24 protein-coding genes and 1 tRNA gene are annotated in these 23,247 nt (G+C 54.2%); 9 read left to right on the plus strand and 16 right to left on the minus strand.

The genetic code is table 11. The features are described from left to right. Positions 1-24: 24 nt before the first annotated feature. The 6 genes from mnmH to ppiB all read right to left on the minus strand — a co-directional run bounded on the left by mnmH (position 25) and on the right by ppiB (position 4,494). Positions 25-1,095 carry a tRNA 2-selenouridine(34) synthase MnmH gene (gene mnmH / locus LRM19_RS00985; protein WP_271366944.1) on the minus strand — a complete coding sequence of 357 codons (1,071 nt, stop codon included), beginning with the start codon at positions 1,093-1,095 and terminating at the stop codon, positions 25-27. An 85-nt stretch (positions 1,096-1,180) separates the two neighbouring features. Continuing rightward, positions 1,181-2,248: a 5-(carboxyamino)imidazole ribonucleotide synthase gene (gene purK, locus LRM19_RS00990; RefSeq protein WP_271366946.1), complete on the minus strand. Its 1,068-nt coding sequence runs from the start codon at positions 2,246-2,248 to the stop codon at positions 1,181-1,183. Continuing rightward, a complete protein-coding gene (purE, locus tag LRM19_RS00995) occupies positions 2,245-2,754 on the minus strand; it encodes a 5-(carboxyamino)imidazole ribonucleotide mutase (protein WP_014882834.1) in 510 nt (169 codons plus the stop codon). Before purE ends, purK begins: the two co-directional genes overlap by 4 nt. Before the next feature lie 171 nt (positions 2,755-2,925). Further along, positions 2,926-3,135, minus strand: a complete 210-nt coding sequence (locus LRM19_RS01000) for a YdgH/BhsA/McbA-like domain containing protein (protein WP_111963370.1) — start codon at positions 3,133-3,135, stop codon at positions 2,926-2,928. Between the two features lie 138 nt (positions 3,136-3,273). Beyond that, positions 3,274-3,996 carry a UDP-2,3-diacylglucosamine diphosphatase gene (gene lpxH / locus LRM19_RS01005; RefSeq protein WP_271366948.1) on the minus strand — a complete coding sequence of 241 codons (723 nt, stop codon included), beginning with the start codon at positions 3,994-3,996 and terminating at the stop codon, positions 3,274-3,276. Between the two features lie 3 nt (positions 3,997-3,999). Continuing rightward, a complete protein-coding gene (gene ppiB / locus LRM19_RS01010; RefSeq protein WP_111963369.1) occupies positions 4,000-4,494 on the minus strand; it encodes a peptidylprolyl isomerase B in 495 nt (164 codons plus the stop codon). Between the two features lie 174 nt (positions 4,495-4,668). Here ppiB and cysS point away from each other — a divergent pair, with 174 nt between their 5' ends. Beyond that, complete coding sequence (gene cysS / locus LRM19_RS01015) at positions 4,669-6,054, plus strand: cysteine--tRNA ligase (RefSeq protein WP_127729843.1); 1,386 nt, start codon at positions 4,669-4,671, stop codon at positions 6,052-6,054. Between the two features lie 86 nt (positions 6,055-6,140). Here cysS and LRM19_RS01020 read toward each other — a convergent pair whose 3' ends face one another. The 5 genes from LRM19_RS01020 to folD form a co-directional block, all read right to left on the minus strand. After that, entirely contained in the window at positions 6,141-6,662 is a 522-nt protein-coding gene (locus tag LRM19_RS01020) for a metal-dependent hydrolase (protein ID WP_127729846.1), read from the minus strand. A gap of 73 nt (positions 6,663-6,735) precedes the next feature. After that, positions 6,736-7,752 carry a Mal regulon transcriptional regulator MalI gene (gene malI, locus LRM19_RS01025; protein ID WP_127729849.1) on the minus strand — a complete coding sequence of 339 codons (1,017 nt, stop codon included), beginning with the start codon at positions 7,750-7,752 and terminating at the stop codon, positions 6,736-6,738. 83 nt (positions 7,753-7,835) lie between these two features. Beyond that, positions 7,836-9,335 carry a PTS transporter subunit EIIC gene (locus tag LRM19_RS01030; RefSeq protein WP_024906880.1) on the minus strand — a complete coding sequence of 500 codons (1,500 nt, stop codon included), beginning with the start codon at positions 9,333-9,335 and terminating at the stop codon, positions 7,836-7,838. 234 nt (positions 9,336-9,569) lie between these two features. Continuing rightward, on the minus strand, positions 9,570-9,782 hold the full coding sequence (ybcJ, locus tag LRM19_RS01035) for a ribosome-associated protein YbcJ (protein ID WP_023334767.1): 213 nt from the start codon (positions 9,780-9,782) through the stop codon (positions 9,570-9,572). A gap of 1 nt (position 9,783) precedes the next feature. Beyond that, positions 9,784-10,650 (minus strand): bifunctional methylenetetrahydrofolate dehydrogenase/methenyltetrahydrofolate cyclohydrolase FolD, encoded by an 867-nt coding sequence (folD, locus tag LRM19_RS01040; RefSeq protein ID WP_008499332.1) that lies wholly within the window; start codon positions 10,648-10,650, stop codon positions 9,784-9,786. A 310-nt stretch (positions 10,651-10,960) separates the two neighbouring features. Here folD and fimA point away from each other — a divergent pair, with 310 nt between their 5' ends. The 6 genes from fimA (at position 10,961) to sfmF (ending at position 16,972) form a co-directional block, all read left to right on the plus strand. After that, positions 10,961-11,524 (plus strand): type 1 fimbrial major subunit FimA, encoded by a 564-nt coding sequence (gene fimA, locus LRM19_RS01045; protein WP_023310641.1) that lies wholly within the window; start codon positions 10,961-10,963, stop codon positions 11,522-11,524. A gap of 68 nt (positions 11,525-11,592) precedes the next feature. Further along, the gene (fimI, locus tag LRM19_RS01050) at positions 11,593-12,138 is read left to right on the plus strand and encodes a type 1 fimbrial protein subunit FimI (protein ID WP_111963365.1); all 546 of its coding nucleotides are present in this window, start codon (positions 11,593-11,595) and stop codon (positions 12,136-12,138) included. A gap of 34 nt (positions 12,139-12,172) precedes the next feature. Next, positions 12,173-12,865: a type 1 fimbria chaperone FimC gene (gene fimC / locus LRM19_RS01055; RefSeq protein ID WP_115874399.1), complete on the plus strand. Its 693-nt coding sequence runs from the start codon at positions 12,173-12,175 to the stop codon at positions 12,863-12,865. Between the two features lie 14 nt (positions 12,866-12,879). Next, positions 12,880-15,441 (plus strand): fimbrial biogenesis usher protein, encoded by a 2,562-nt coding sequence (locus LRM19_RS01060; RefSeq protein ID WP_271366952.1) that lies wholly within the window; start codon positions 12,880-12,882, stop codon positions 15,439-15,441. Continuing rightward, a complete protein-coding gene (gene fimH, locus LRM19_RS01065) occupies positions 15,434-16,441 on the plus strand; it encodes a type 1 fimbria D-mannose specific adhesin FimH (protein WP_115874401.1) in 1,008 nt (335 codons plus the stop codon). Before LRM19_RS01060 ends, fimH begins: the two co-directional genes overlap by 8 nt. A 9-nt stretch (positions 16,442-16,450) precedes the next feature. After that, complete coding sequence (sfmF, locus tag LRM19_RS01070; protein ID WP_271366954.1) at positions 16,451-16,972, plus strand: fimbria assembly protein; 522 nt, start codon at positions 16,451-16,453, stop codon at positions 16,970-16,972. Positions 16,973-17,023: 51 nt separating this feature from the next. On the opposite strand, the gene fimZ is transcribed toward sfmF, so the two are convergent. The 3 genes from fimZ to LRM19_RS01085 all read right to left on the minus strand — a co-directional run bounded on the left by fimZ (position 17,024) and on the right by LRM19_RS01085 (position 19,907). Further along, positions 17,024-17,656 (minus strand): fimbria biosynthesis transcriptional regulator FimZ, encoded by a 633-nt coding sequence (gene fimZ, locus LRM19_RS01075; protein ID WP_008499339.1) that lies wholly within the window; start codon positions 17,654-17,656, stop codon positions 17,024-17,026. A 799-nt stretch (positions 17,657-18,455) separates the two neighbouring features. Next, positions 18,456-19,184: a helix-turn-helix transcriptional regulator gene (locus LRM19_RS01080; RefSeq protein WP_111963361.1), complete on the minus strand. Its 729-nt coding sequence runs from the start codon at positions 19,182-19,184 to the stop codon at positions 18,456-18,458. Between the two features lie 24 nt (positions 19,185-19,208). Beyond that, positions 19,209-19,907 (minus strand): EAL domain-containing protein, encoded by a 699-nt coding sequence (locus LRM19_RS01085; protein WP_271366956.1) that lies wholly within the window; start codon positions 19,905-19,907, stop codon positions 19,209-19,211. A gap of 278 nt (positions 19,908-20,185) precedes the next feature. Here LRM19_RS01085 and LRM19_RS01090 point away from each other — a divergent pair. Continuing rightward, a tRNA-Arg gene (locus LRM19_RS01090) sits at positions 20,186-20,262 on the plus strand. Between the two features lie 164 nt (positions 20,263-20,426). Further along, positions 20,427-21,599 carry a tyrosine-type recombinase/integrase gene (locus LRM19_RS01095; protein ID WP_271366957.1) on the plus strand — a complete coding sequence of 391 codons (1,173 nt, stop codon included), beginning with the start codon at positions 20,427-20,429 and terminating at the stop codon, positions 21,597-21,599. A gap of 24 nt (positions 21,600-21,623) precedes the next feature. Here LRM19_RS01095 and LRM19_RS21170 read toward each other — a convergent pair whose 3' ends face one another. Then, positions 21,624-22,007, minus strand: a complete 384-nt coding sequence (locus tag LRM19_RS21170) for a type II toxin-antitoxin system RnlB family antitoxin (protein ID WP_407065520.1) — start codon at positions 22,005-22,007, stop codon at positions 21,624-21,626. After that, a complete protein-coding gene (locus tag LRM19_RS01100; protein ID WP_271366959.1) occupies positions 21,973-23,049 on the minus strand; it encodes a type II toxin-antitoxin system RnlA family toxin in 1,077 nt (358 codons plus the stop codon). The genes LRM19_RS21170 and LRM19_RS01100 overlap by 35 nt, the downstream gene beginning before the upstream one ends. Positions 23,050-23,247: the final 198 nt, after the last annotated feature.

The following is a 23,247-nucleotide window of genomic DNA, read 5'->3' on the forward strand; positions in this document are numbered from 1 at the left end:
GGCGTAGCCACCACCCGGCTTTTTTCAGCGATTAAGCCAGTCAGCGACCTCGCCGTACGTCCCGCGATAGACAATCTTCTCCGCCTTTTTCTCCAGCTGATAGCCGTACATCGGGTCGTAATAGTCGTTCAGCAGCGGCGCAAGCCAGCTGAAGTGCGCGTCCGTACGGCCAGATCGTTGCTGTTCCAGCAGCGCGGAATCTAACAGCGCGGTAAATTCCGCAAAGCGCTGCAGCCCCAGGCGGCGGCGAATGGCGAACAGGCCGTGATGCAGGTACTCGCTGTATTCTTTCCATCCCGCTTCTTCACCGTAGGCCGCAGAAAAATCCGCCCACATGTGGTCGAAATACTCTTCGCGCAGCCGTTCAAGACGGATCTCAAACGGGTCTTCGACAACAACTATAGGGGCTTCAACCATGCGGTCGCGCAGGCACTCCGGCAGGTGGTTGGAGCCAATCATCCGGCCTTCGTCTTCCAGCACCCAGCGTGCGGCGTCTTTTTTCAGGAGCTCAGCCGCAAGGTGATTTTCAAAGCTGGCCTGGGAAAGCTGCGGCGTGAGCGTGCGGCCAAACGACGAACCGCGATGGTGCGCCAGCCCTTCTAAATCAATACCCTGCGCGTGCTGCTTCACCAGCAGGGTTTTACCGTTCCCGGTACAGCCGCCAATAAGCACCATCGGCTTTTGCGACTGCTCAATGGTCACCTGAATCGCCGTCTGGCGTAGGGCCTTATAGCCGCCGCGGATCAGCGGGTAGTCGATACCCGCCTCTTTCAGCCAGGCCTGCGAGATATGCGAGCGCTGGCCGCCGCGCGCGCAGCAGAGAAAGCCCTCAGGATGGGCAAGGCTGGCTTCCCGCCAGGCGTTGATGCGTGCTTCACGCGTGTCGCCGTTCACCAGACGATGGCCGAGCGCCAGCGCGGCCTCGGGGCCCTGGCGTTTATAGCAGGTGCCGACGGCGGCGCGCTCGTCGTCATTCATCAACGGCATGTTAATGGCGGCGGGCATCGCACCCTGGGCAAATTCGATCGGCGCGCGAACGTCGATTAAAGGGGTATCAGACGCGAGGATCGCGCGATAGTCCGTTCCATCGTTCATGGTTATTCCAGAAGAAAACTCAGCAGCAATGGGCGGGGATTTTACGCCGGGGAAGGGGAAGGTCAACTCCCCGGCGGAGGGAGAACTATTTTAGCTTTGACTGTGCCCAGACAATACCGCTCGCGTATTCCGGCGGCAGGAGCGGGATCATGGCTTCCAGCGTGGCGCTCAGGCGGCCCGTGTCGCTGTCGTTCAGGTTCAGGTGACCGACCTTACGACCCTCGCGAACCTCTTTGTCATACCAGTGCAGATGCACGAGCGGCAGCTTCAGCCAGTCGTAGTTCAGATCGGTGCCGATCAGGTTGATCATCACCGACGGGCTATTGACCACCGGTTGCGGCAGCGGCAGGTCGGTGATGGCGCGCAGGTGCAGTTCGAACTGGCTGATGGACGCGCCATTTTGCGTCCAGTGGCCGCTGTTGTGCACGCGCGGTGCCAGCTCGTTGATTAGCAGGCCAGACGGCGTCACAAAACACTCCATCGCCATGACGCCCACGTAGCCCAGCTCGTGCATGATGGCAGAGAGCATCTCTTCCGCCTGCGCCTGCTGGTCAGGATTGGCGTGCGGGAAGGCGACGCTGGTGCGCAGAATGCCGTCCTGGTGCAGGTTATGCGTCAGCGGATAAAAGACGGTATGCCCGTCGTGCCCGCGCGCGCCAACCAGCGAGACTTCACCGCTGAAGTTAATGCCCTGCTCAACAATGCATTCGCCGTAGCAGTCGTCCGGCAGCTCGGCGGTGTCGTTTGCGCGCAGGCGCCACTGGCCGCGGCCGTCGTAGCCGCCCACGCGGCGCTTCACGATCGCCAGCTCGCCCAGCATGGCGAAGACGTCGTTCCACTCGCTTTTATCGGACAGGAGCTGCCACGGTGCGGTCGGCAAACCGAGCTTGTCGAACAGCTGCTTTTGCGTCAGACGGTCGGCAATGATTGGGAACACGTCGCGGTTAACAAAAGCGTTGTGACGCGCCAGCTCGCGGGTCAGAGCGGTCTCCGGCCAGCGTTCGATCTCGGCGGTGATCACGCTCTGGTGGAATGGGACGGCTTCCGGCTCGGCGTCCAGCCCGACGGGCCAGACGGCAATCCCCAGAGGTTCACCGGCCTGACGCAGCATGCGGCCTAACTGGCCATTACCGAGGACGCAAACCTGCTTCATGCCGCACCCCGCGGGTCTGGATTGTCCAGCACTTCGTCGGTCTGGGCTTTACGCCACTCCGCCAGACGCTGATGCAACGCTTTATCGTGTGTCGCCAGGATCTGCGCAGCCAGCAGGGCGGCATTGGCGGCACCCGCTTTGCCAATCGCCAGCGTGCCGACAGGAATACCGCGCGGCATCTGGACGATGGAGTAGAGGCTATCCACACCGCTTAACGCGGCGCTTTGTACCGGGACGCCCAGAACCGGTACCAGGGTTTTGGCGGCAATCATGCCCGGCAGATGTGCTGCGCCGCCCGCGCCGGCAATGATCACCTCATAACCATTCTCTTCGGCGCTTTCTGCGAAGCTGAACAGTTTGTCAGGCGTACGGTGCGCGGAGACCACTTCAACGTGGTGCGGAACATTCAGGATTTCAAAGATTTCGGCGGCGAACTGCATGGTAGCCCAGTCGCTTTTGGACCCCATCACGATGGCGACACGCGCCGGATTATTGCGGGAAGACATGCGTCTTAAAACTCCTGTGGTGCGAAACACACTGCTTTCGAGGGCACAGAGAATAGCATGTTATACGGGCAAGGAAAACGGTTGCGCGGTTAAATCTTGAGCCGTTGTTGCCGTCAATTCATAACAAAACAGACCGCATTCTGGCGGTCTGTTTTCGTCGATGGGCAATCATTATTTCGTCAGTTCTGCGGTCATATAGACGCGGTTGTCGACCTTCGCGCTGGTGATTTTGTAAGACGCACCCTGTTCAGCAGCCTGTGCAGCGATTTTCGCTTCTGCGCGGTCAAGGGTAGAGGCAGTTGCGCTCACGCTTTGAGCGAAAGAACCGAAAGAAGCCAGAGACAGAGCAGCAACTGCAACGAAAGTTTTGATGGATTTCATGGTCGTATTCCTTAAGTATTTTGTTTGGGATAGGGTGTTTTGCCCTGATGTGATAAATAGTAGACCGACCATGGACTGATTAAAATCGAAACAATTTGCCAATATTGTTCAAAAAAATAGAATGAATTTTGAGGGGGATTAAAACGGGAAAGCGATCAGCTCGACGCCCTCTGGCGTGACTTTGACCATGGAGCCTTCGGTGTGCCAGGCACCCAACACCACGCGATGGGCCGGTTCGCCGTTGGCGATAAGGGAATGGACGTCTGGACGATGGGTATGACCGTGTATCAACCACTGAACGCCATGCTTTTCCATCACGCTCACCACGGCCTGCGGATTCACGTCCATGATGGTCATGGATTTGCTGCTGTTGGCGGCTTTGCTGCCCGCACGCATTCTGGCGGCGATACGGTTGCGGATAAACAGCGGCAGGGCAAGGAACACCTTCTGGATCCACGGGGTGTGGACCTTGACGCGAAACGCCAGGTAGCCGGTATCGTCGGTGCAGAGCGTGTCGCCGTGCATGATCAGGACCTTGCGGCCATAGAGATCGAGCACCCGTTCTTCCGGCAGCAGCGTCATGCCGCTTTCGCGGGCGTAGCGCTTGCCGATCAGAAAATCACGGTTGCCGTGAATGAAGTAGCAGGGGACACCGGAATCTACCAGCGCGTGAATGGCGGCGGCCATTTCACGGTGCAGCGGGTTAGGGTCGTCGTCGCCAATCCAGGCTTCAAACAGGTCGCCCAGGATGTACAGCGCATCGGCGCTTTTCGCTTCACCGCGTAAAAAACGCAGAAAACCGGCGGTAATCGCCGGTTCTTCTGTTTGCAGATGCAGATCTGCAATAAAGAGTGTCGCCACCAATTACTCGCTGACGGTCACGCTTGTAATCACAACGTCTTCTTTAGGAACGTCCTGGTGCATACCGCTGCGGCCAGTAGCGACGGCTTTGATCTTGTCAACCACGTCCATACCTTCAACCACTTCTGCGAATACGCAGTAGCCCCAACCCTGCAGGCTTTCGCCGGAGAAGTTCAGGAAGTCGTTGTCAGCCACGTTAATGAAGAACTGCGCGGTAGCAGAGTGAGGTGCCTGAGTACGCGCCATCGCCAGCGTGCCGCGGGTGTTTTTCAGGCCGTTGTTCGCTTCGTTTTTGATCGCTTCTTTGGTGGCTTTCTGGTTCATGCCAGGTTCGAAACCGCCGCCCTGGATCATAAAACCGTTGATCACGCGGTGGAAAATGGTGTTGTTGTAGAAACCTTCGCGGCAGTAGTCCAGGAAGTTTTTAACTGTTTCAGGCGCTTTGTCATCAAAGGTTTTGATTACGATATCGCCATGATTAGTGTGGAAAGTAACCATTTTTGCATCCTGTTCCGTTATTGTGGTACGTCGACCCGCCTTCGGGTCATCTATAGGGGCTTGTTATAGCATAACCACAGGATGCGATCACCTTGCATTGTGTGCTGCTTCGGGTTTGAATTACGGGTAGAATAGCCGGTTTTCAACCACACACGTGTTTACATGGAATCTTCGATGTTAAAAATCTTTAATACAATGACGCGCCAAAAAGAGGAATTTAAACCTATCCATGCCGGGGAAGTTGGCATGTACGTGTGTGGTATTACGGTTTACGATCTCTGTCATATTGGCCATGGCCGTACCTTTGTCGCCTTCGACGTGGTGTCTCGCTACCTGCGTTTTCTGGGGTACAACCTGAAATACGTGCGCAACATCACCGACATCGACGATAAGATCATCAAGCGCGCCAATGAAAACGGCGAAAGCTTTGTCGCGCTGGTGGATCGCATGATCGCTGAGATGCACAAAGACTTCGACGCCCTGAATATTCTGCGTCCGGACAGCGAGCCGCGCGCGACCCACCATATTCACGAAATCATCGAGATCACCGAAAAGCTGATCGCCCGCGGTCATGCCTACGTTGCGGACAACGGCGACGTCATGTTCTCCGTGCCGACGGACCCCACCTACGGTGCGCTTTCCCGTCAGGATCTGGATCAGCTCCAGGCCGGTGCCCGCGTTGACGTGGTTGACGTGAAGCGTAACCCGATGGACTTCGTGCTGTGGAAGATGTCCAAAGAGGGTGAACCAAGCTGGCCATCCCCGTGGGGCGAAGGCCGTCCGGGCTGGCACATTGAATGTTCCGCGATGAACTGCAAACAGCTGGGCAAACACTTCGACATTCACGGCGGCGGCTCAGACCTGATGTTCCCGCACCACGAAAACGAAATCGCGCAGTCCACCTGCGCCCACGGCGGCGAGTACGTGAACTACTGGATGCACTCCGGGATGGTTATGGTTGACCGCGAGAAGATGTCGAAATCGCTGGGTAACTTCTTCACCGTGCGCGACGTGCTGAAGTACTACGACGCGGAAACCGTTCGCTACTTCCTGATGTCCGGCCACTATCGCAGCCAGCTGAACTACAGCGAAGAGAACCTGAAACAGGCGCGCTCGGCTCTGGAGCGCCTGTATACCGCGCTGCGCGGTACCGACAGGTCTGTTCCTGCTGCAGGCGGCGAAGCGTTCGAAGCTCGCTTCGTTGAGGTGATGAACGACGACTTCAACACACCGGAAGCCTACTCCGTGCTGTTCGACATGGCGCGCGAAGTGAACCGCCTGAAGTCAGAAGATGTGGCGGCCGCGAATGCGCTGGCGTCCCATCTGCGTAAGCTCTCTTCCGTGCTTGGCCTGCTGGAGCAGGAGCCGGACGCGTTCCTGCAGAGCGGTGCGCAGGCAGATGACGGTGAAGTGGCGGAAATTGAAGCGTTGATCAAGGCGCGTCTGGAAGCGCGTCAGGCGAAAGACTGGGCGGCGGCAGATGCGGCTCGCAACCGTCTGACCGAGATGGGCATCATCCTGGAAGACGGCCCGCAGGGAACCACCTGGCGCCGTAAGTAAGTCTGTAACGCCCGGAGGCGCTCACGCTTGCCGGGCCTACAGGCAAAAGTAGGCCGGGTAAGGCGCAGCCGCCACCCGGCTTTTTTTTACCTTCTTTTCCACCACAACATTCCCATCAGCACCACCCCCGGCAGCCACACCCACAGCAGTTCCGAGATAATGACCTCATGCCCGTACGGCGTGGTATAGCGCGACAGCGCAAACGGCGCCACCTTAATCATCTGCCAAGGCGCAAAGAAACGTTCATCTGACCACGGCCACAGCCAGCCGACGCCTTTCCCGCCCGTGGTAATCGAATCCAGCAGGCTGTGCGACAGCAGTGACACGGTTAAAAACAGCCAGCATCGCGTCAGGCTGGTCCTGAACCATCGTCGTCCAGTCAGCACGCAAAGTATCGGCACCACGAAGGCAAACAGCAGGGAGTGGGTAAAGCCGCGGTGGCCGAAAACATTGCCGTACGCGACGCCAAATTTAAATGCCAGCACGTCGGCATCCGGAAGCATGGCGAGGATAATCCCGGCAAACAGCAGGCGGGGAGGAATCACTTTGGTTCCCAGGCCTAAGCCCAGGCAAAGCGGAACAGCAGCGTGCGTAATAACGGTAGGCATTGTAATTATCCATGGCAAATCATGGAAATATAGCAGTCATCCCGCGCTAAAAAATCTGTGCGAAATTCTGAATTTACGCCGACTCGCGAGCGATAAGCTGCCCGGAGAGCGTAATACGCTGGGTTTGCAGCGTCGGCTCCTTCAGCGTGCGGATAATCAGCCCGGCCGCCTGACGCCCCGTCTCTTCGCTGGCGGACGAGACGTAGGTAAACGAGGGTGAGGTGAGGTTAACGTGGAGCATATCTTCGAAACCGACCAGCGCGACCTGCTGCGTCAGAAAGACATCTTTACCCACCGTACGCCCGACCTGATGAATACCGGAGATGGAGCCGATCATGGCATCCGGCGAGTGGCAGAGCAGGGCGGTGATGGTATTGTTTTTTTCCAGCAGCTGGCGGGTGGCGAAACCCGCGGCCAGCGTGTCATCGCTGCAGGCCGGAGAGTATTCATCGCGCCAGACCAGCCCGTTTTGCGCCATCGCGCTGCGAAAACCGAGCAGGCGCTGTGCGCGGATAAGGCAGCCTTCGCGTCCGCCAATGTAGGCAATATTGCGGTGACCGCGCTCGATAAGATAACGCACCGCCAGACTGGCCGCCTGTCGGTTATCGCGCATCACCAGATTGCATTTTTCATCCAGCAGCGACTGCGAGACCACCACCAGCGGCAGCGGGCAGCGGCGAATCTGTTCCGGCAGGGTAGACGTGCGGGTATCCGAGGCCAGATAGATAACTCCGGCGACGCCCTGCTGCTTAAACGACAGCAGGCAGCGCTCAAGATGGTCATGGTCGTTCTGGGGCTGACCGAGAAAAACCATATACCCCTGTTTTTCGAGATCCTGAACGATGCTCGCCATCACCTTGATGGAGAAACTGTCGCTAAAGTCACGGAGGATCAGGCCAATCAGGTTGGACGTATTGGCGCGGAGGTTGGCAGCGGCAACGTTATGAACATAGCCCAGCGTATTGATGGCAGCGTTGACCTTCTCGATCGTTGCCTCTGAGATTTTCCCTTTCTGGCGCAGCACCAGCGAGACGGTTGAGACCGACACGCCCGCGTGCTTTGCGACATCAATAATGCTGACTTTCTTCAAAACCGCTCCCTGAAATTTACCGATTATCAGCCAGATAAAACACGTCTCCCAGCGTACAGGAGACGTGTCGTTCAGGCATCTTATTATTTGCCGATCATGGTGGACATGGTCTGGGCGATAAACTGTGCTCTGGCACCGAAAATCACCTGAATACCGTTGTCGCCGACAAACACCACGCCGCGCGCGCCGAGTCCGTTCAGACCGTCTTTATCCACCACCTCGCTTTTTGTCACTTCCAGGCGAAGACGGGTGATACAGGCGCCGACGGAGTCGATGTTATGCGCACCGCCCAGCAGGGTGATGATCTCTGTCGCGAGTTCGGAATCCGATTTCTCATCCGCGTTAGCGGTCACTTCAGTGCGGCCCGGCGTTTTCACGTCGAAACGACGGATCACAAAGCGGAACGTGAAGTAATAAATCAGGCCCATTGGAATGCCGATGATAATGGCGCTCAGGAAGTGGGTCTGGTAGCCGTTAAAGGACGGCAGGATCCCGAATGACAGATAGTCAATAAAGCCCGCGGAGAACGACTTGGCGATATGCGCATGCAGCAGGTACATGGTCATGTAGGCCAGGCCCGCCATGATGGCGTTAAAGACGTACAGGATCGGCGCCACGAAGATAAAGGTAAACTCAACCGGTTCGGTGATCCCCGTCAGGAAGCAGGTCAGCGCCGCGGAGAACAGAATACCGGCCGCGATTTTCTTATTCTTCGTATGGGCTTCGTGATACATCGCCAGGCATGCCGCAGGCAGCGCGAACAGCATCAGCGGGAATTCACCCTGCATGAACTTACCAGCGTTCTGGTAGGTGTCGCTGCTGAAGGATTTCACCCCTTCTTCCAGCATCTTGAACCAGATGGTCTGGTCGCCGTGGATCACCTGGCCTGCCTGGGTGGTGTAATCCCCAAACGAATACCAGAAGGACGGATACCAGATATGGTGCAGACCTAGCGGGATCAGCGCGCGCTCTACCAGACCGAAGATAAAGGTCGACGCCGCCTGATTATCACCGTTCACCACCACGGAGAGCGCGTCGATACCGGCCTGAATATGCTGCCAGACGTATGGCAGCAGCAGCCCCATCAGGAACGAGAGGAACGCCGTTGCAATCGCCACGAAGCGCTTGCCGGAGAAGAAGCCCAGGAATTCCGGAAGCTGCATGGTGTGGAAGCGGTTATAGCACCAGGCCGCGAGAATACCGCAGATCAGGCCGCCGAAGACGCCCATCTGCAGCGTCGGAATGCCCACCACCATGGCGTATTTCCCGCCCTGAGAGGCCATTTCCGGCGTGATGCTCAGCACGGTGCTGATGGTGATATTCGTGACAAACACCGAAACGGCCGCAGACAGCGCCGCAATACCGGATTCTGACGCCAGACCCACGGCGGAGCCAATGGCAAACAGCATCGGCAGGTTATCAAAAATAACCCCGCCCGCGTTCATCATCAGCGGCAGGTGGAACTTATCGCCGAAGGCCAGCAGCAGGCCCGCAGCGGGGAGCAGTGAAATTGGCAGCATTAAGGCGCGACCAATCATCGATAACTTAGACAGCGATTTAACAAACCCTGATATCAGACTCATGCTGATTTCCCCCGAGTAGCGCTTTTTTTGCGCTGTTATTGTAAGTAGAACGTTTTAGTAGAACGTTCTACTTATCGTGGGCAAAGAGTGAAAAACGCGCAACTGAATTTTCACTTTTCAACAGATGAAATAGTGATTATTTGAAGTGGATCGATAAATAACCGCGATGGGTGTGAGGGGATTTTATATCCCCTCTCCCTGTGGGAGAGGGTTAGGGTGAGGGCATCAAACGGCTCAGGCCGTAACGGTTACGCTCTGTCCTTCAAAGCTCACGGTCTGGCCCGCGACAATCTTGCAGCGCTTGCGCGTTTCTACCACGCCGTCGACTTTTACCAGCCCGTCGGCGATAACGATTTTCGCCTGTGCGCCGCTTTCGCTCCAGCCTTCCAGCTTGAGCAGGTCGCACAGCTCAACGTGCGGGTGTTTACCTAATGAAAAAGTCGCCATCTTACGCGTCCTCTACGTCGTGATATTCTTCGCACGCCTGCAGCGTATTCTGAATCAGCGTTGCTACGGTCATCGGGCCTACGCCGCCCGGTACTGGGGTAATGTAAGAGGCGCGCGCGGCGGCATCTTCATACACCACGTCGCCGACCACTTTGCCGTTTTCCAGACGGTTAATTCCGACGTCCACGACAATCGCGCCCTCTTTGATCCACTCGCCCGGAATAAAGCCCGGCTTGCCGACCGCGACGATCAGCAGATCGGCGTTCTCGACGTGGTGACGCAGGTTTTTGGTGAAGCGGTGGGTGACGGTGGTGGTGCAGCCGGCCAGCAGCAGCTCCATGCTCATCGGACGGCCCACGATGTTGGACGCGCCGATGACCACGGCATTCAGACCGTAGGTGTCGATATTATAACGCTCAAGCAGCGTCACGATACCGCGCGGCGTGCACGGGCGCAGACGCGGCGCACGCTGGCACAGGCGGCCAACGTTGTACGGGTGGAAACCGTCCACGTCTTTATCCGGTGCGATACGCTCCAGCACCTTCACGTTGTCGATACCGGCGGGTAGCGGCAGCTGAACCAGAATACCGTCGATTTCTTTATCGGCGTTCAGGGTGTCAATAAGTTCCAGCAGTTCTGCTTCGCTGGTGGTTTCCGGCAAATCGTAAGAGCGGGAGACGAAGCCCACTTCTTCACACGCTTTGCGCTTGCTGCCGACATAAATTTGCGATGCCGGGTTGCTGCCAACCAGCACAACGGCCAGCCCGGGGGCGCGTTTTCCGGCAGCTTTACGCGCCTTCACTTTTTCCGCGACCTCAGAGCGCACCTGCTGCGCAATCGTTTTACCGTCAATAATCTTTGCTGCCATCAGAGAGAAGATTCCGTCTGTAACGTTTGAAAGGGGGGATGGCGTGTATTTTGTCAGAAGCGAGCGTCGCTGTCAGTCACCCTTTACGCGTTTTTATCAGCGTGACGCAAAAACCCTTCTTAAGGGATGGTCAATTTCTTAGGCGGGATTAGGATGTGACCTGGCGAAATGGCAGCGTTTTGACATATTTAAAAACCGTGTCCTGAGCTACTTTGTCTCCTCCGAAATAAGCTTTCAATTCATCAATTGAACGTATTTCTTATTCCCGATTATTCGCGGGAAGGGTTATTTACATTTTAAAGGAATAGACATGAAACTCAGCAACATTGCTTCTACTGTTATTGCAACTTTGGCCCTGGTTGCGGGTGCCGCAAATGCAGCGGATCCTGCTGCGCCGGTTTCCGTAAATGGCGGTACCGTACATTTTAAAGGTGAGCTGGTTAATGCTGCTTGTTCAGTAAATACTGATTCTTCCGAGCAGACCGTTAATCTGGGTCAGTATCGTACCGCGAAATTCACCAAAGTGGGCGACACCACCTCTAATATCCCATTCAACATTGAACTGAACGATTGCGATCCGCTGGTTGCCAAAACTGCAGCCGTTGCGTTCACCGGTCAGATCGACCCAACCGACAAAACCCTGCTGGCCGTCACCTCCGGTAACAACGACAACACCGCGAAAGGCGTGGGTATCGAGATCCTCGACAGCAAATCCAGCGTTCTGACCCCGGACGGCGCGACCTTCTCTGCTGCGCAGACGCTGATCGAAGGGACGAACACCCTGAAGTTCACCGCGCGTTACAAATCAACGGCTGCCACCACTGAGCCAGGCCAGGCGAACGCTGACGCCACCTTCGTAATGAAATACGAGTAATTCCTCCGCACAGGGATGTTCAGGCCTCAGGGACGAGGCCCGTCATACGCTAATGCCAGGAACGAAGGATGACAAGGACTGGAACACTACTGCTGTTAACCCTTGCGATGGCTTGCCCGGCATCAGCGCATACCGTGGTGATCGAAGGCGGCAAGGTTCATCTCAGAGGTGAACTGGTGAACGGCGGCTGCGCCGTGGCGCCCGACAGCCAGAATATGCGCATCGACATGGGCCAGTACCGAACCAATTCATTTTCCGGTGTGGGCAGTTTTTCCACGGTGAATGTGCCTTTCACCGTACGGCTGCTGGACTGCAGCGTTGATGTTTCGCGCACCGTGGGGATCCAGTTTCAGGGCGTCACGCCCGCAGAGGATCCGCAGGTCTTTCTGGCGACATCGCGGCCGGGTGAAACATCCGTCAGCAGCGGCGTCGGGCTGGCGCTCTTTGACGAACAGCAACGTCAGATAATCCCAAACGCTACGGCCGTCAGCTGGCTGCCTGTCGATACCCGCGAGCTCGCGTTCCATTTTAGCGCCCGCTATCGGGCTATTTCCGAACATCTCGAGCCAGGCAAAATTCAGTCGGATGTCTGGTTTACGTTGATTTATCCGTAACACCTGCGAACACATTATTAAAGGTACGGTTGTGATGAATACCCTAATTAAACCAGGACTTTTTTTATCGTTTATTTTGATGATGGTTTCTGCATGCGCAAATGCATCCGGCGGTATTGCACTGGGGGCCACGCGCGTTATTTATCCGGCAGAGGCGAAGCAAACGTCGCTGGCGATCACCAACAGCAACAAACAGGAACGTTATTTAATTAACGCGTGGATCGAAAATGCGAGCGGGCAAAAAGAAAAAACGTTTGCCGTCACTCCGCCCCTGTTTGTTAGCGAGCCGAACAGCGAAAACACGCTGCGTATTATTTACGCCGGGCCGGCGCTGCCTGCCGATCGCGAATCGCTCTTTTACATGAACGTGAAGGCGATCCCGTCGGTGAACAAAGCGAAAACGGAAAACAATAACGTGCTGCAGCTGGCTATCCTTTCACGCATCAAGCTGTTTGTGCGCCCGAACAACCTGGCGATGCAGCCGGAAGAGGCGCTTTCCCAGCTGCGGTTTGAGCGCGCGGGCAACCATCTCAAAGTCAGCAACGCGTCGCCGTATTACATCACGCTCGTTAATCTGAAGCTGGGCGGGCAGACGCTGGACAACCTGATGGTTGCGCCGAAAAGTTCGTCTCAGCAGGTGCTGCCAGCCGGTGCCAGCGGTACGCTTTCCTGGCAGAGCGTGAATGACTACGGTGCCATCACCCCGGCGCGTAGCGTCAACCTGTGAGCAGAGTCAGGGCGATGAAAAACCACCAGGGACGTTACTGCCCGGTTGCGCTGGCGCTGATGGCTGCGCTCTGGCCGCAGGCTGGCTGGAGCGAAAGTTATTTCAACCCGGCCTTTTTGTCCGACGATACCGCCAGCGTGGCGGATTTGTCGCGTTTTGAACAGGGACACCAGCAGGCACCCGGCGTTTATCGCGTGGATATCTGGCGTAACGATGAGTTTATCGGTACCCAGGACGTGCGTTTTGAGCAGGCAGAGAACACGCCGCCGGTGTCGGGCGGTTTGTCGGCGTGCATTACGCGCGCGATGCTCGATCGCTTTGGCGTCAACGTCGCGGCGTTTCCCGAGCTGGCGAAGGTGCAGGGCGAGACCTGCGTTCCGCTGACCACGGCTATACCCGGCAGCGAAACGGTATTCAACTTTGCCTCGCAGCGTCTGGACGTCAGCCTGCCGCAGGTGGCGTTGCAAAACAGCGCCCGGGGCTATATTCCGCCTGAACAATGGGATGAAGGTATCCCCGCCGCACTGGTGAACTACAGCTTCTCCGGTAACCGGGGAAGCGAAGACGACAGCTATTACCTCAACCTGCAAAGCGGATTGAACTATGGCGCCTGGCGTTTACGTAACAACGGCGCATGGCGGTACACGGAGAATAACGGGCAGCGGCACAGCGAGTGGCAGAATATTGGCACCTGGGCGCAGCGCACCGTCATCCCGCTGAAAAGTGAACTGGTGCTGGGCGACAGCAATACCGGGAATGACGTCTTCGACAGCATGGGTTTTCGCGGCGGGCGGCTTTTCTCGTCTGACAGCATGTACCCGGACAGCCTGCAGGGCTACGCGCCGACCGTGCGCGGGATCGCCCGTACGCCCGCCAAAGTGGTCGTTCGACAGAATGGCTACGTTATCTATCAAAGCTATGTGCAGCCGGGCGCATTTGCCATCACCGACCTTAACCCCACCTCCTCAAGCGGTGACCTGGAAGTCACGGTCGAAGAGAAAGACGGCACCCAGCAGCGCTATACCGTGCCGTACTCCACCGTGCCGCTTCTGCAGCGTGAAGGGCGCTGGAAGTATGACCTCGTGGCGGGGGATTACCGCAGCGGTAACAGCGATCAGGATACGCCATTCTTCACCCAGGGAACCCTGATTACCGGTCTCGCCAACGGTTACACGCTCTACGGCGGAACTCAGCTGGCATCGCGCTATACCGCGGTGGCCGTCGGGGCCGGAAAAAACCTAGGCGACTGGGGCGCGGTCTCGCTCGATATCACCCACGCCCGCAGCCAGCTCGTGGACGACAGCAAGCATGAAGGGCAGTCTCTGCGCTTCCTCTACGCGAAATCCCTTAACGGCTTCGGCACCAACTTCCAGCTGCTGGGCTACCGCTACTCCACAAAAGGGTTTTACACCCTTGACGATGTGGCCTGGCGCTCAATGGAGGGCTATCAGTATGCCGATAGCAAGAACGATAACGATGTGCCGGACGTGCAGAGTTATCACAACCTGACGTGGAATAAAAAAGGCCGCTTCCAGCTCAACGTTTCTCAGTCGCTGGGGGACTATGGCTCGGTCTATATCTCCGGTAGCGAGCAGACCTACTGGGGAACAGACGAGACGAATCTCTGGTACCAGCTGGGCTACGCGGGAGGCATGAAGGGGATCAACTACTCCGTCTCGTGGTCGTGGAACAAATCCGTCGGGATCGACGGCACCGACCGCATCGCGTCGTTTAACGTCTCCGTGCCGTTCAGTATCTTTACCCGTCAGGGCTATCGCCGGGACAGCGCGATTGACCGCGCCTACGCTACGGCATCCGCCAGCCGGAACAGCGATGGCGATACAAGCTGGCAAACCGGCGTCAGCGGCACGCTGCTGGAAGACCGCAACCTGAACTACAGTGTGACCCAGGGACACACCAGCACCAACGGCTCAAGCGGAAGCGCCAGCGCCAACTGGCAGGCGACCTACGGCACGTTGGGCGTCGGCTACAACTACAGCGACGATCAGCACGATCTCAACTGGCAGCTCTCCGGCGGGGTGGTCGGCCACGCCGATGGCGTGACCTTCAGCCAGCCGTTGGGGGACACCAACGTGCTGATCAAAGCTCCGGGGGCATCTGGCGTCAGCGTGGAAAACCAGACCGGCGTGAGAACCGACTGGCGTGGCTACGCGGTGATGCCGTATGCCACCGTCTACCGCTACAACCGTGTGGCGCTGGATACCAACACCATGAGCAACAATACCGATATCGAAAACAACGTGAGCAGCGTGGTGCCGACCAAAGGCGCGCTGGTGCGCGCCAGCTTTGATACCCGCATCGGCGTGCGCGCCCTGCTGACGGTGATGCGCGGCAACCAGCCGGTGCCGTTCGGCGCGGTGGTTCGCGAAAACCGAAGCGGCGTGACCAGCATGGTGGGGGATGACGGGCAAATTTACCTGAGCGGGCTGCCTCTGGAAGGCGAACTGCTGATCCAGTGGGGCGACGGGGCGCAGTCCCAGTGTCGCGCGCCTTATAGCTTGCCTGAAAAGAGCCTGCAACAGGCAATCACACTTAAGGGGATCGGCTGTGATTAAAACTCAAATCTTTGCTTTGTCGCTTCTGGCGTTACTGCCCGCGACAAACGCATTAGCGACCGTGTGCGTCAATGAAAAAGGCGTGCCGACGGAAGTGCATTACGATCTGACGGATAAATTCAACAGCTCGAATAACCAGATCGGACAGGTCGTGACGCTCAGCGAGAAGTCGCAGTGGGTAGGGGTCAATGCCGTCTGCCCGAAGGGCACCGTCGGGAATACCACCAAGCGTAGCTATGTGACCGATTATCAGGTAACGGGAACGAGCGATGGCTACCAGTATCTGAAGCTTAACGACTATCTGGACGGGGCCATGAAAATCACGGACAGCTATGCTGGCGTGTTTTATCCGCCAAAAAGCTATATCCAGATGGGGAGCCATCCTAACGTCTCTAAAAACAAACCGTTTGGCGTTCAGGACTCCAGCCTTGTCTTCCGCCTTAAGGTGACCCGGCGTTTTATTAACATGGTCGTTATCCCGCGCGCCACCATGTTCCGCGTCTACGTCACCACCACCTCATCCGATCCGTTAACCACGCCGGTTTATACCATTAGCTACAGCGGAACCATTCAGGTGCCGCAAAGCTGCGCCATTAATGCCGGTAACGTGGTGGAATTTGATTTCGGCGACATTGGCGCCTCCCTGTTCAGCAAGGCGGGCGTAGGTAACAAACCGGAGGGCGTCTCATCGCAGAGCAAAACCATCGCCATTAAATGCACCAATGTAGAGGCGAACGCCATGCTGACGATGCGCGTCGAGGCGGAAAAAGTCTCTGATAATGTTTTGGTATCGGATAACCCGGATGTGGGATTCATCATTGCTAATCAGAGCGGGGCGCCGCTGACGCCTAACAACCTGACAAGTAAAATTCCGTTCCGCCTTGACGACAGCGCGCAGGCGCAGGTGGGGATCCGGGTCTGGCCGGTGAGCGTGACGGGCAACAAGCCTGCGGAAGGGCGCTTCACCTCGCGCGGGTATTTGCGCGTGGATTACGATTAAGGAGCCGATATGCGAAACGGGATCTGTTTAATCACCGTGGCGCTCTTTGCGCTTTGCACACAGGCCCAGGCGGACACCGCGTTGGGCGAGATCAACATTCGGCTCTACGGCAATATTGTCGATTTTACCTGCGTCGCGGAAGGCAGCGACAGCGACAAGACCGTCACGCTGGGCACCTGGCCCACCAAACAGCTCAGCACCACCGGGAGCCGCACGCAGCCCATGCCGTTTACGCTGAAGCTGACCGGCTGTCCGCCGGGCTCGGCGTCCATCACGTTTTCGGGTAAAGCCGACGGGAGCAATAGCGGCCTGCTGGCGCTGAATGACGCCAGTACTGCAAGTCGTGTCGCGGTAGAGATCAGGGATGCGGATAAAACGCGCCTGGCTCTCCAGCAGGCCAGCCAGCCGGTCTCGGTTGATGCGCAGGGGAATGCGATACTGTCGTTTTATGCTAATTATATTGCCACTGCCGATAACCCTCAGCCCGGACGAGCCGATGCGGATGCCACCTTTATGATTAACTATAATTAGCACTGACCGCACTCCCTGCAGCTCAGATAAGCTGCAGGGAGTGAATTCAGGTTAAAGCAGTTCGTGCGCTTTGGCGTAATCAATTAATTCCACGATGCTTTGCACACCCAGCTTGGAATAAATATTGGATTTATGCGCGCTAATGGTTTTGTTGCTTAATAGTAGCTGTTCTGCAATTTCCTTATTGGATAAACCATTCGCCAGATATCGTAATACCGTGACCTCGCGGTTCGATAATGGCATATCTACTGCCATCCCTTTCCCTGAACCCAAATGGTTTATAAAGTTCAGCGTTTCTGACGGGAAAAAGGAATAGCCCATCAGGATCATTTCTACGGCGTTGTAGATCTCACCCAAATCTTTACGCTTACTGACGAAGCCATTTGCCCCGGCGCGAATGGCGCGACCCGCGTAAAATAACTCTGATTTAGACGAGAGAAACAGAACCTTAATGTCTTTGTTTAAGTTTCTGATTCTCTTAAGCAAAGCGAAAGCATCCGTGCCCGTGAGTTCAATGTCAAGGATCACCAGGTCGATAGGGTGATTGCGGATACAGTCAAGAACTTCATGGCTATCGCCAGACTTGAGCTTGACTGTGATATTCTTATTTTTCTGTAGCAGGACTTCTATCGACATTCTGACGATAGGATGTTCGTCCATAATGATAACGGATGCCGGTTTCATTTTTAATGCCTCAGATTGTTAAAAGCGTTGTGCAGAGTTTGTAAAACTCTCGAAATGCCGGAAGGATATAATGTGCAGATCCCTATACCGTAGTATTTCCCTGGAAAGAGCGAAAGCATCCTTGTTTACGTAATGAAAAGAACTATGCCTCAGCGCGGTCATCTCATTAGGCTGGTGTTGGCAAAAAGGTTTTTCTTATTCAGATTTGATACGCATCTTATTATACAGGGTAAGTTTTTTCCGAAAACCCTGTAAATTAATATCCGCTTATGGGTTTGTATTATCTTCTGGATCTGAATCGCTATTTTTTTAAATTTAGCGGAAATATCCTGTTATCTCATTTACCGCATATTTTCATCTTTATGTAATAACAAAAAATAACAGATATCTCTTTATGTTGATTAATTGTTAACGAAAATACCCATCATTTAGGGGGACTAACCCACGCTGATGAGCTCAACAATTGCCCTCGCAGGCCGCCAGTCCTTCATCTGAAAGCGCGCTGGTTGATTAGAGGGTCCGCATCTCCTGCACAGGAGAACATGCTATCCGCTTTGCTTTTTCCTCCCGGACGTTGTCGCTAAGCTGCTTGTTTTTACATCATTATCATCTTGTTAACGCTATCTGCATTCACTTAACGGATGGAGTAAAGTGCTGCCGTTTGTTCATTCTGTGGCATTTCACAATGTTCGCGTCCTTAAATTAGGAATAGTTATAAATTCGATTTAATTGTTAAAAATTAACATTTATGCAACGCAAGTGGTAAGTAAATTCCTAAACAGCTTTAGGAAATAAGGGGTTAGGACGTGAGTGAAAATGTGCAGTCTGAGAGGTTATTAAGAAGATGTAGCAATTCCTGACGATGGCTCAGCCCGAGCTTCACCAGGATGCAGCTGAGACGATAGATAATACGGCTATAGGGACGATTCTGCATAAGGGCAATCTGACGTAATGTCTTGCCCCGGGAAAGCTCCTGCAGGATGGGCCATTCGTTGCGTGAAAACCAGTCTTTCTCCGTACCCTGCGGAGGGAGGGTATCCAGCAGGCTCTGCTGGAGCGCAGCGGCATTCAGCTGGCGTTCGAGAACATGAAAGGGACCTGCCGCTTTGCAGAAGAGGCGGGTGTCGTAATTATCGGCCCTGACCAACAGCCAGGGCGTCAGGAACGGAGGAAACAGACTATGCCGTCTCAACTGATCCAGTTTCTCCAGAAGCCCCGTGGACCGGCTTTCAATATCCACGACCAGACGGGCTGAGGGCCACTGCGTCTGAGCGATGAGGGCATCGTCCAGCGTGGCGTAGTCGCAGCAGCTGCTCAGGGGAAATTGCCCGTTGAGAAAACCGGTGCGCAGGTAGTGATCCTCAGTCACCAGAAGGATAAAAGGGGCGTCTGTTTTGCGGGGCTGGCTGATGGACTGGCTCAAGAATTCGAGCCGGTCGAAAAAGGGGGGAGCAAAAGGTGAGCGCGTAAATCCCAGTGCATCACTTCCTGTACGCCGCCGCCGGTAACGGCGCACTGTCATTCGCATGGTCTCCCTCCTGGAAATGGCTTTCTAATCCTCCGGCCATGTCCAGGACGGCCAGTAATACCCCTGGCCGAGATCTGCGCCTGCCTGCAGTGCACAGGTACGATCGCGTTCAGTCTCAATACCTTCAATAAGCACTTTCCCGGCAAGCTGAAAGCAAAGGGAAACCAGTTGCCTCAACTCAGGGGTGTCGCGTAAACGCCAGAATGCTTCCTTATCTATTTTGATGCCGCTTAACGGGAGTCGAAAGGATAAAAACGACTGCACTAAGACGTCATCTATGTCGTCCAGCCAGATTGCGTGCCCTCGTCTGCTCAACTGATGGAGATTCTGAACCACGAACTGCTTCTGTGCGACGGAAAGCGCCAAAATGGACGCGGGGTCGACAAACTCAATATTGAGCGGCACGCAGGATAATCTTATAAGTCGCTGAAAAGACGTGGGCTCTGTCAGAACGGTTATCGGCAGATTAATAAAAAGGTTATGACCGTGCGGCGTATTTTTTAACGCGGCAAGCTGCGCTTCAAGCAGCGTTATCGACCAGTCTGCGGACCGATCGCAAAAAAAGTCCTCACTGTGCCGCATGTCGGCCAGAACGCTAAGGACCTCGACGCCAACCTGGCGCAAGGAGGTAAGGGCGACGATGGGCTCAAGCTTAATGCCGACGATGTCCTGAGATATGTATTGTAACCGGGGGGGCGTATCGATCAGGTTTTGCGCTGTCACTCCATTGTCCTGTTGTCTGTCAGCCTCCAGGCGGCCGGGATACCTGACTCTAGTGTGACGAGCTGAGGTTCGGGAAAACAGCAGGCGTTACTTAAATGCAACTAAGCCTTTTCGCAGCGCTAAATTTTACGGTGAAACAGGACAAAATGTTGAGAAAATAGCCGTATTTACAATCGGCTAGCGGTAATTGACTCTGAAAACGGAAAAGGCATTGACTCACCTGCCATTGACCGTATAATTCTTCGCGTTTCACCACCGCGAAGTACACACTTCTCAGTGCGCCCTTAGCTCAGTTGGATAGAGCAACGGCCTTCTAAGCCGTAGGTCGTAGGTTCGAATCCTACAGGGCGTGCCATTATCACTTCTACTAACGTCTCTCAAAGTCTACTCAATCCAGTAATACCAAGCAATCAAGCTAAATCTCGCTCTCCCTACGTCTACTAAATTGTATTGAAATCCACACCAAAGTGGGGGTACATTCGGGGGTATATGCAGGTTCAATGAAAAGAGATACCCCCAATGAAGTTAACGGCACGCCAGATAAGCACAGCTAAGCCTCAGGACAAGCCCTACAAACTGACGGATGGCGGTGGCCTGTACCTGCTAGTTAACCCGAATGGTTCCAGATACTGGCGTCTGAAGTACCGCCTGGCAGGAAAAGAAAAACTCCTGTCTATTGGCGTTTTCCCTGATGTAACCCTCGCTGAGGCGAGAGATAAGCGAAATGAAGCCAAGCGATTACTCGCTAATGGTGAAGATCCGTCTGAGGTTAAGCAGGCGGAGAAGCAAGCCAGAATACTCGCGGTGAATAACAGTTTTGAGTCTCTTGCACTTGAATGGCATGAACATAAGAAACCGAATTGGTCTTCCGGTTATGCTGACGACATTCTCGAATATCTGCGAAAAGATATTTTCCCTTATATCGGTAGAAAGGCGATTACCGATATTAAACCCATGGACATGCTTTCTGTTCTAAAGAAGATGGAGGAACGCGGTGTCCTGGATAAGCTCAAGAAAACGAGACAGGCTTGCCGCCAGATATTCACTTATGCTGTCATCACCGGAAGGGCCGAGTACAATCCAGTGACTGATTTGGCTGGGGCTCTCAAATCCCCCAAACAGCAACATTTCCCTCATCTCTCACCAGCTCAACTTGGTCCCTTCAGACAAGCTGTCGACGCATACAGCGGCAGTAAAATTACCCGCATCGCGACATTACTTCTCATGTACCTGAGTGTTCGAACTATCGAACTTCGTGCCGCGGAGTGGTCCGAGTTTGATCTCAGCAAAGATCTCTGGCTAATCCCAAAAGAGCGCATGAAGATGCGCCGACCACACCTCGTTCCTATTCCGAGACAAGCCAAGAAGCTGTTGCTCGAACTCAAAGAGATTACCGGTAGAGGAAAGTATGTTTTCCCGGGGCGTAATGACGCAGGGAAGCCGATGAGCGAAGCCAGCATTAACCAGGTGATTAAACGTATTGGCTATGCCGGTCAAGCTACTGGCCATGGCTTCAGGCACACCATGAGCACTGTGTTACATGAACAGGGATTCAATTCTGCCTGGATAGAGGCGCAGCTGGCGCATTCTGATAGAAATACGATACGTGGCACATACAATCATGCTCAGTACATTGATGGGCGGCGTGAGATGCTTCAGTGGTATGCTGATTACTTAGATAATTTATATTAAATGTATCTTTATATTCTAGGTATTTTATTGAAAATTAAGAACTTGATGGTTGCTTAGAATTGAATTCGCAAGCAACCATTTATGGTTTGAAAAGTAAGCGTTTTGGTTTTCAACAATCTCTAAAGGGAATGTGTCTAGGGATTCAACTTTGAACGTGCTTTTACTAAACTTATCACCGTCAAAAACAGCCGACATGAACCTATTGCTCTCCAGACCATTAGAGCACAGTAAATCAAAAAGTACCTTACCGCTAAACTCTTGGTCATGGAGATGTTCAGCGATAGAGTTCAGACAAGACAAAGGGTTGTTGTAGCTTGTGGCTATAACAACTATTGGAAACATATTGTTATCTATCTGTCTGATATTAAACATATTATCTATACAAATTATCCAAGTGGGTATAAGCATCTGCGGAGAGGCTTAGAAGTTGCTCTATGGAACCGATCTGTCTGCTAGCATCTTCAACGCTTTGCATGTGAAAGAGACCGTGGCGATGTTTGTTGAAAAAAGTGTAGGCTTTACCCAGCAAATTTCTAGTTTGCTCATCGCTGATATGACCATCGAATGACGATTTAAGTTCGAAACCCCCACCCCCGGCAGGAGAGAAGAAATATCCAAAATCGTTCTGATCGGAGTCAAAACCGAAGCTAGCTAACTTACCTTTTAATGCCCCTTCAAGCGATCTAAGCTCTGGGAAAAAGAGCATGGAGTACTCAGGTAGTTGTGGGCTTGAGATTTTGACACACTGGCCAGCAAGTAGCAAATTCCTCGTGATACTAGGCAGGTTATCGTAGGAGTTCGGTAATAATTTCCTTAAGAACTCTGCTGCAACTTCCTTTCTTACAATTTCAGCGACGCTTTCATCTCGTCGGCTAAGCACCAGTTCCAGACCTGCCATATCCAACATATCCGCCATAAGATAAACCAGTTTTCTATAGCAGGTCAGTGGACGCCCCTGGATCTGTAGGCGTCTTGTTGAATGATGCGTTACCACAAGGTGGTCTCCGTGAGCCTTACAATTTAGTTTGAAAACTAAGCTCCCATTGTTCTCAGCAGTATCAAGTGTGAACTCAGCATCATCCCCTTCTGTCATCAATTCTATAACTGTTCGTATTTGCTCCCTCTCAAATCCTATGAGCGTCATGTTCACGCTCTTAAACTCATCAGGGTTAATTGTGTCAAGCAACACGTCGGCTAGCGCATGACTAATGTCATGGTTTTTACCTGTATTCCACTGAAGGGTTGTAGTGCCCTCATTTTTGATGAAGTGAACATCAAGTGTCCCATCCTCAATACCAACTTTACCAATACAAATCCTAAGTCCTGGCGAACCGGGCTTTGGACCAAAAAAACGAAGTTCTAACCCATTTTGGGCGCAGAATTCTCTTGTAAGAGGCTCAATGCAGTCTCTGTTGAGGTTTAGATTCTTGTACTCACGTTCTTCACTCATTGTTTGCGCCTTAAAAGAGGTTACAGGTATAAGTAAATTTTGGTTCGATAGGGGGTTAAGCTTTTCCAACATTTTAACCACAACTAAAATCAATGATAACTGGACATGTAGACAGTAGTGATCTATCTTGTACTTGTACAGACAATGATTGCTATAGCAATCTACGTCGCTGAAAAGCGAGTTACCATAGCGTTTTTA

It is taken from the genome of Enterobacter sp. PI-10 (genome assembly GCF_027947695.1).
Classification (GTDB): Bacteria; Pseudomonadota; Gammaproteobacteria; order Enterobacterales; family Enterobacteriaceae; genus Enterobacter; species Enterobacter vonholyi.

Excerpts from the sequence above, each read along its gene's own strand:
- mnmH (WP_271366944.1), bottom strand. The coding sequence starts at position 1,095 with ATGAACGATGGAACGGACTATCGCGCGATCCTCGCGTCTGATACCCCT.
- purK (WP_271366946.1), bottom strand. The coding sequence starts at position 2,248 with ATGAAGCAGGTTTGCGTCCTCGGTAATGGCCAGTTAGGCCGCATGCTG.
- purE (WP_014882834.1), bottom strand. The coding sequence starts at position 2,754 with ATGTCTTCCCGCAATAATCCGGCGCGTGTCGCCATCGTGATGGGGTCC.
- LRM19_RS01000 (WP_111963370.1), bottom strand. The coding sequence starts at position 3,135 with ATGAAATCCATCAAAACTTTCGTTGCAGTTGCTGCTCTGTCTCTGGCT.
- ppiB (WP_111963369.1), bottom strand. The coding sequence starts at position 4,494 with ATGGTTACTTTCCACACTAATCATGGCGATATCGTAATCAAAACCTTT.
- cysS (WP_127729843.1), top strand. The coding sequence starts at position 4,669 with ATGTTAAAAATCTTTAATACAATGACGCGCCAAAAAGAGGAATTTAAA.
- LRM19_RS01020 (WP_127729846.1), bottom strand. The coding sequence starts at position 6,662 with ATGCCTACCGTTATTACGCACGCTGCTGTTCCGCTTTGCCTGGGCTTA.
- LRM19_RS01030 (WP_024906880.1), bottom strand. The coding sequence starts at position 9,335 with ATGAGTCTGATATCAGGGTTTGTTAAATCGCTGTCTAAGTTATCGATG.
- ybcJ (WP_023334767.1), bottom strand. The coding sequence starts at position 9,782 with ATGGCGACTTTTTCATTAGGTAAACACCCGCACGTTGAGCTGTGCGAC.
- folD (WP_008499332.1), bottom strand. The coding sequence starts at position 10,650 with ATGGCAGCAAAGATTATTGACGGTAAAACGATTGCGCAGCAGGTGCGC.
- fimA (WP_023310641.1), top strand. The coding sequence starts at position 10,961 with ATGAAACTCAGCAACATTGCTTCTACTGTTATTGCAACTTTGGCCCTG.
- fimI (WP_111963365.1), top strand. The coding sequence starts at position 11,593 with ATGACAAGGACTGGAACACTACTGCTGTTAACCCTTGCGATGGCTTGC.
- fimC (WP_115874399.1), top strand. The coding sequence starts at position 12,173 with ATGAATACCCTAATTAAACCAGGACTTTTTTTATCGTTTATTTTGATG.
- LRM19_RS01060 (WP_271366952.1), top strand. The coding sequence starts at position 12,880 with ATGAAAAACCACCAGGGACGTTACTGCCCGGTTGCGCTGGCGCTGATG.
- sfmF (WP_271366954.1), top strand. The coding sequence starts at position 16,451 with ATGCGAAACGGGATCTGTTTAATCACCGTGGCGCTCTTTGCGCTTTGC.
- fimZ (WP_008499339.1), bottom strand. The coding sequence starts at position 17,656 with ATGAAACCGGCATCCGTTATCATTATGGACGAACATCCTATCGTCAGA.
- LRM19_RS01080 (WP_111963361.1), bottom strand. The coding sequence starts at position 19,184 with ATGCGAATGACAGTGCGCCGTTACCGGCGGCGGCGTACAGGAAGTGAT.
- LRM19_RS01095 (WP_271366957.1), top strand. The coding sequence starts at position 20,427 with ATGAAGTTAACGGCACGCCAGATAAGCACAGCTAAGCCTCAGGACAAG.
- LRM19_RS21170 (WP_407065520.1), bottom strand. The coding sequence starts at position 22,007 with ATGCTTATACCCACTTGGATAATTTGTATAGATAATATGTTTAATATC.
- LRM19_RS01100 (WP_271366959.1), bottom strand. The coding sequence starts at position 23,049 with ATGAGTGAAGAACGTGAGTACAAGAATCTAAACCTCAACAGAGACTGC.